This is a genomic window from Microbacterium sp. Leaf351, assembly GCF_001423825.1.
Taxonomy (GTDB): Bacteria; Actinomycetota; Actinomycetes; order Actinomycetales; family Microbacteriaceae; genus Microbacterium; species Microbacterium ginsengisoli.
On sequence record NZ_LMPK01000018.1, the window covers coordinates 69,570 to 70,880 of the forward strand.

The 1,311-nt window shown below is 71.1% G+C and carries 1 protein-coding gene and 1 pseudogene; both read left to right on the forward strand.

Annotated features, from left to right (window positions below; genetic code table 11):
• Positions 1–597: ATP-binding cassette domain-containing protein (locus ASG00_RS17590; protein ID WP_327037497.1), on the forward strand; the 597-nt coding region annotated here is incomplete at its 5' end.
• Positions 598–938: 341 nt separating this feature from the next.
• Positions 939–1,311, forward strand: a pseudogene (locus tag ASG00_RS18925) (ABC transporter permease subunit); the annotation flags it as partial.

Genomic DNA, 1,311 nt, shown 5'->3' on the forward strand with positions numbered 1-1,311 from the left:
GGCCTCCAGGCGCGCGTCACCGGGTCGGTGCGGCTGGGCTCGGTGGAGCTCGTCGGCAAGAGTGTGCGCGGCATCCTCGACGAAGGTGTCGGGTTCGTGCCCGAGGACCGTACGCACGACGGTCTGGTCGGCTCGTTCTCGGTCGCCGAGAACCTCATCCTCGATCGCTCTGCGGATGCCGCGTTCAGCGTCGCGGGGACCATTCGCCGCGGAGCGCTCGATCGCTTCGCCCGCGACCGGATCGCCGAGTTCGACATCCGCACCCAGGGACCCCAGACGCGCGCCGGCGCGCTGTCGGGCGGCAACCAGCAGAAGGTCGTCATCGCGCGCGAGCTCAACCGCGAGCTCAAGCTCTTCCTCGCCTCGCAGCCCACCCGCGGCGTCGACGTCGGCTCGATCGAATTCATCCACAAGCGCATCATCGACACGCGCGACGCCGGCATCCCGGTGATCGTCGTCTCGACCGAGCTCGACGAGGTCACCGCCCTCGCCGACCGGATCGCGGTCATGTACCGCGGCGCGATCGTCGGCATCGTCCCGGGGGACACGCCCCGCGACGTGCTCGGACTCATGATGGCCGGGGAGGCAGCGGCGTGAACGACAACACCCCCGGGAGCACCACCCCCGACGCCGGCGGCGAGCAGCTGCCCGCGGCATCCGGTCCCCTCACCGGCCACGCGGTGACCGCCGACGGCCCCGCGGCACCGGTCGCGGGCGCCGCCGTGCCGCCGCCGCCCCGCTCGAACCAGCTCATCCGCGAGATCCTGCGGGGGAGCGTCGTCACCACGATCCTGGCGGTCGTCCTCGCGATGCTCATCGGCGGCATCCTCATCGCCGTCACCGACCCGAAGGTGCAGGCCGCGGCCGGCTACTTCTTCGCCCGGCCCGGCGACACGTTCGTCGCGCTGTGGACCTCGATCTACGGCGCGTACGACGCGATGTTCCGCGGGTCGATCTTCAACGCGACCGCGCCGACCTTCGAGGCGGCCATCCGCCCGCTGACCAACACGCTCGGGTTCGCGACACCGCTGATCGCGGCGGCGCTCGGCGTCGCACTCGCGTTCCGGGTCGGCCTGTTCAACATCGGCGCGCGCGGTCAGATGCTGATCGCCGCGGCGACCGCGGCGCTGGTCGCCTTCAACCTGAACCTGCCGATGTGGATCCACATCCCCGTGACGCTCCTCGCGGGCATCGCCGGAGGTGCGATCTGGGGCGGCATCGTCGGGCTCCTCAAGGCGCGCACGGGCGCCCATGAGGTCATCCTCACGATCATGCTCAACTACGTCGCCTACTACCTGGTGTCGTGGCTGG